1 tRNA gene and 3 rRNA genes are annotated in these 5,236 nt (G+C 49.2%); all 4 read right to left on the bottom strand.

Annotated features, from left to right (window positions below):
- Nucleotides 1-116 (bottom strand): 5S ribosomal RNA (gene rrf, locus JNG37_RS09720).
- Between the two features lie 85 nt (nucleotides 117-201).
- Nucleotides 202-3,105: ribosomal RNA gene (locus tag JNG37_RS09715) — 23S ribosomal RNA — on the bottom strand.
- 167 nt (nucleotides 3,106-3,272) lie between these two features.
- Nucleotides 3,273-3,345, bottom strand: a tRNA-Ala gene (locus tag JNG37_RS09710).
- A 52-nt stretch (nucleotides 3,346-3,397) separates the two neighbouring features.
- Nucleotides 3,398-4,953, bottom strand: a 16S ribosomal RNA gene (locus JNG37_RS09705).
- Together the 16S, 23S and 5S rRNA genes with 1 tRNA gene alongside form the textbook arrangement of a ribosomal RNA operon.
- Nucleotides 4,954-5,236 lie beyond the last annotated feature (283 nt).

Here is a 5,236-nt window from a genome sequence, read left to right as displayed (position 1 = left end):
GCTAAGCGACTACCGTATCTCACAGGGGGCAACCCCCAACTACTTCAGGCGTTCTAGGGCTTAACTGCTGTGTTCGGCATGGGAACAGGTGTATCTCCTAGGCTATCGTCACTTAACTACTGAGTCTTGTCAACTCAAAATTGAATATCTATATTCTAACAAGTTTTACCAACGCTGTCAATATTGACTCTAGTTTATTTTTTGGATAAGTCCTCGAGCGATTAGTATTGGTCCGCTACATGTGTCGCCACACTTCCACTTCCAACCTATCTACCTGATCATCTCTCAGGGCTCTTACTAACATAAAGTTATGGGAAATCTCATCTTGAGGTGGGTTTCACACTTAGATGCTTTCAGCGTTTATCCCTTCCCTACATAGCTACCCAGCGATGCCTTTGGCAAGACAACTGGTACACCAGCGGTAAGTCCACTCTGGTCCTCTCGTACTAGGAGCAGATCCTCTCAAATTTCCTACGCCCGCGACGGATAGGGACCGAACTGTCTCACGACGTTCTGAACCCAGCTCGCGTGCCGCTTTAATGGGCGAACAGCCCAACCCTTGGGACCGACTACAGCCCCAGGATGCGACGAGCCGACATCGAGGTGCCAAACCTCCCCGTCGATGTGAACTCTTGGGGGAGATAAGCCTGTTATCCCCAGGGTAGCTTTTATCCGTTGAGCGATGGCCCTTCCATACGGAACCACCGGATCACTAAGCCCGACTTTCGTCCCTGCTCGAGTTGTAGCTCTCGCAGTCAAGCTCCCTTATACCTTTACACTCTGCGAATGATTTCCAACCATTCTGAGGGAACCTTTGGGCGCCTCCGTTACCTTTTAGGAGGCGACCGCCCCAGTCAAACTGCCCGTCAGACACTGTCTCCGATAGGGATAACCTATCCGGGTTAGAGTAGCCATAACACAAGGGTAGTATCCCAACAGCGCCTCTGTCGAAACTGGCGTCCCGACTTCATAGGCTCCTACCTATCCTGTACATGTGGTACAGATACTCAATATCAAACTGCAGTAAAGCTCCATGGGGTCTTTCCGTCCTGTCGCGGGTAACCTGCATCTTCACAGGTACTAAAATTTCACCGAGTCTCTCGTTGAGACAGTGCCCAAATCATTACGCCTTTCGTGCGGGTCGGAACTTACCCGACAAGGAATTTCGCTACCTTAGGACCGTTATAGTTACGGCCGCCGTTTACTGGGGCTTCAATTCAGATCTTCGCTTACGCTAAACCCTCCTCTTAACCTTCCAGCACCGGGCAGGCGTCACCCCCTATACATCATCTTACGATTTAGCAGAGAGCTGTGTTTTTGATAAACAGTTGCTTGGGCCTATTCACTGCGGCTCAGTTTAACTGAGCACCCCTTCTCCCGAAGTTACGGGGTCATTTTGCCGAGTTCCTTAACGAGAGTTCTCTCGCTCACCTGAGGCTACTCGCCTCGACTACCTGTGTCGGTTTGCGGTACGGGTAGAGTATGATACAACGCTAGAAGATTTTCTCGGCAGTGTGACGTCACTAACTTCGCTACTTAACTTCGCTCCCCATCACAGCTCAATGTTACAGATACAAGCATTTGACTCATATCACACCTCACTGCTTAGACGGGCACTTCCAATCGCCCGCTTTAGTTAGCCTACTGCGTCCCTCCATCACTTCATACTCTAGTACAGGAATATCAACCTGTTGTCCATCGGATACACCCTTCGGTCTCTCCTTAGGTCCCGACTAACCCAGGGCGGACGAGCCTTCCCCTGGAAACCTTAGTCTTACGGTGGATGGGATTCTCACCCATCTTGCGCTACTCATACCGGCATTCTCACTTCTATGCGTTCCAGCACTCCTCACGGTATACCTTCTTCACACATAGAACGCTCTCCTACCATAACACCTAAGTGTTATCCACAGCTTCGGTAAATTGTTTTAGCCCCGGTACATTTTCGGCGCAGGGTCACTCGACTAGTGAGCTATTACGCACTCTTTGAATGAATAGCTGCTTCTAAGCTAACATCCTAGTTGTCTGTGCAACCCCACATCCTTTTCCACTTAACAATTATTTTGGGACCTTAGCTGGTGGTCTGGGCTGTTTCCCTTTCGACTACGGATCTTAGCACTCGCAGTCTGACTGCCGACCATAAATCTTTGGCATTCGGAGTTTATCTGAAATCAGTAAACCGAGATGGCCCCCTCATCCAAACAGTGCTCTACCTCCAAGATTCTTAATGTCGACGCTAGCCCTAAAGCTATTTCGGAGAGAACCAGCTATCTCCAAGTTCGTTTGGAATTTCTCCGCTACCCACAAGTCATCCAAGCACTTTTCAACGTGCCCTGGTTCGGTCCTCCAGTGCGTCTTACCGCACCTTCAACCTGCTCATGGGTAGGTCACATGGTTTCGGGTCTACGACATAATACTAAGGCGCCCTATTCAGACTCGGTTTCCCTACGGCTCCGTCTCTTCAACTTAACCTCGCATCATATCGTAACTCGCCGGTTCATTCTACAAAAGGCACGCTCTCACCCATTAACGGGCTCGAACTTGTTGTAGGCACACGGTTTCAGGTTCTATTTCACTCCCCTTCCGGGGTACTTTTCACCTTTCCCTCACGGTACTGGTTCACTATCGGTCACTAGAGAGTATTTAGGGTTGGGAGATGGTCCTCCCGGATTCCGACGAGATTTCGCGTGTCTCGCCGTACTCAGGATACTGCTAGGTATAAAGACTATTTCGAATACGAGGCTATTACTCTCTTTGGCCTACCTTCCCAGGTAGTTCTTCTATAATCTTTAAGTCCACATTGCAGTCCTACAACCCCGAGGAGTAAACTCCTCGGTTTGCCCTCCTGCCGTTTCGCTCGCCGCTACTAAGGCAATCGCTTTTGCTTTCTCTTCCTGCAGCTACTTAGATGTTTCAGTTCACTGCGTCTTCCTCTACACTACCTTAACAGTAGTGAGTGACAGGCATCAACCTGCCGGGTTCCCCCATTCGGACATCTCTGGATCTTCGCTCACTTACAACTCCCCAAAGCATTTCGTCGTTTGTCACGTCCTTCATCGGCTTCTAGTGCCAAGGCATCCACCGTGCGCCCTTATTAACTTAACCTTATTAACCTAACTTTTTTCAAAAATTAGAAAACTCATTAAATATTCACAGCGTTTTCGGTTTATTTTCTTGTTACTATTTCTTAATGTATCTTATTCGATACATCAGGAATGTTTGATAGATATTCAATTTTCAATGGACAAAACTTTAACAACTTCCGTTGTTAATGGAGCCTAGCGGGATCGAACCGCTGACCTCCTGCGTGCAAAGCAGGCGCTCTCCCAGCTGAGCTAAGGCCCCACAAGACCTCTCAAAATTAAAGAAGACTAACGTACAGGTTCCATTTCCTTAGAAAGGAGGTGATCCAGCCGCACCTTCCGATACGGCTACCTTGTTACGACTTCACCCCAATCATCTATCCCACCTTAGGCGGCTGGCTCCAAATGGTTACCTCACCGACTTCGGGTGTTACAAACTCTCGTGGTGTGACGGGCGGTGTGTACAAGGCCCGGGAACGTATTCACCGCGGCGTGCTGATCCGCGATTACTAGCGATTCCGACTTCATGTAGGCGAGTTGCAGCCTACAATCCGAACTGAGACTGGCTTTAAGAGATTAGCTTGCCGTCACCGACTTGCGACTCGTTGTACCAGCCATTGTAGCACGTGTGTAGCCCAGGTCATAAGGGGCATGATGATTTGACGTCATCCCCACCTTCCTCCGGTTTATTACCGGCAGTCTCGCTAGAGTGCCCAACTGAATGATGGCAACTAACAATAGGGGTTGCGCTCGTTGCGGGACTTAACCCAACATCTCACGACACGAGCTGACGACAACCATGCACCACCTGTCACCAGTGTTCCGAAGAAAAATCCTATCTCTAGGACGGTCACTGGGATGTCAAGACCTGGTAAGGTTCTTCGCGTTGCTTCGAATTAAACCACATGCTCCACCGCTTGTGCGGGCCCCCGTCAATTCCTTTGAGTTTCAACCTTGCGGTCGTACTCCCCAGGCGGAGTGCTTAATGCGTTAGCTGCGGCACTGAGTCCCGGAAAGGACCCAACACCTAGCACTCATCGTTTACGGCGTGGACTACCAGGGTATCTAATCCTGTTCGCTCCCCACGCTTTCGAGCCTCAGCGTCAGTTACAGACCAGAGAGCCGCTTTCGCCACCGGTGTTCCTCCATATATCTACGCATTTCACCGCTACACATGGAATTCCACTCTCCCCTTCTGCACTCAAGTTTGACAGTTTCCAAAGCGTACTATGGTTAAGCCACAGCCTTTTACTTCAGACTTATCAAACCGCCTGCGCTCGCTTTACGCCCAATAAATCCGGACAACGCTCGGGACCTACGTATTACCGCGGCTGCTGGCACGTAGTTAGCCGTCCCTTTCTGGTAAGATACCGTCACAGAGTAGATTTTCCACTCCTACTCCCGTTCTTCTCTTACAACAGAGCTTTACGATCCGAAAACCTTCTTCACTCACGCGGCGTTGCTCGGTCAGGGTTGCCCCCATTGCCGAAGATTCCCTACTGCTGCCTCCCGTAGGAGTCTGGGCCGTGTCTCAGTCCCAGTGTGGCCGATCACCCTCTCAGGTCGGCTATGTATCGAGGCCTTGGTGAGCCGTTACCCCACCAACTAGCTAATACAACGCAGGTCCATCTCATAGTGAAGCAGTTGCTCCTTTCAAGTATCTACCATGCGGTAAATACTGTTATGCGGTATTAGCTATCGTTTCCAATAGTTATCCCCCGCTATGAGGCAGGTTACCTACGCGTTACTCACCCGTTCGCGACTCACTTATCTCGGTGGAGCAAGCTCCGGTGAAACAAGTGCGTTCCACTTGCATGTATTAGGCACGCCGCCAGCGTTCGTCCTGAGCCAGGATCAAACTCTCATAAAAAGTTTTGATTCAAACTCAAGCTATCACTAGCTTTCCGTTTTATTGTTTTTTTCGTTATTGACGATTTATCCTTAGATAAATCACCCTGCACGTTTGGTTCGTCTTCTTTAATTTTCAAAGGTCTTGTTCATCATCGCTCTCTCGCGACAACTATCTTAGTTTATCATTTCTTGCGAAACTTGTCAACACTTTTTTGAAACTTTTTTTATTTCGTTTCTTCACTGTTAACTGATCGCTCGAGACAACTCCATTATTCTATCACCTTAACCTACCTTTGTCAATA

This window comes from Streptococcus suis, from assembly GCF_016775005.1.
Taxonomy (GTDB): Bacteria; Bacillota; Bacilli; order Lactobacillales; family Streptococcaceae; genus Streptococcus; species Streptococcus suivaginalis.
The sequence above is the reverse complement of the archived record's forward strand: the minus strand, read 5'-3'. Positions and strand labels throughout refer to the sequence as shown.